The organism is Pseudoalteromonas sp. S1609 (assembly GCF_005887255.1).
In the GTDB taxonomy this organism is placed as follows: Bacteria; Pseudomonadota; Gammaproteobacteria; order Enterobacterales; family Alteromonadaceae; genus Pseudoalteromonas.
In genome coordinates, this window is sequence record NZ_PNDJ01000271.1 from 1 (window position 1) to 255 (window position 255).

1 pseudogene is annotated in these 255 nt (G+C 35.3%); it reads right to left on the reverse strand.

Features of this window, described 5'->3' with window-relative positions:
- Positions 1–44: 44 nt before the first annotated feature.
- Positions 45–224 (reverse strand): annotated as a pseudogene (locus CWB76_RS19700) (aminotransferase class I/II-fold pyridoxal phosphate-dependent enzyme); the annotation flags it as partial.
- Between the last annotated feature and the right edge of the window lie 31 nt (positions 225–255).

A 255-nucleotide genomic window follows, 5' to 3' on the forward strand; every position in this document is an offset into this window, starting at 1 on the left:
AACACGCAATCAGTAGCAATTAGTTTAGTTTTAGCACAGGCTTAATCGGCTGCAATTAATTGATTTTCTAAATATGCCATATCGTTAATTGCATAACGGAAACGCTTTGCTTTACATAAACGAACACCATCAATAATAGTAGCATGGGTTAATGAATCTGAAATAATCTCATCGTCTGCACCTAAAATAGTTTCAACCACGCCTGTATTCGCGTCATAACATGCTTATAACAAAATTGTGGCTAGCTTCACTAAA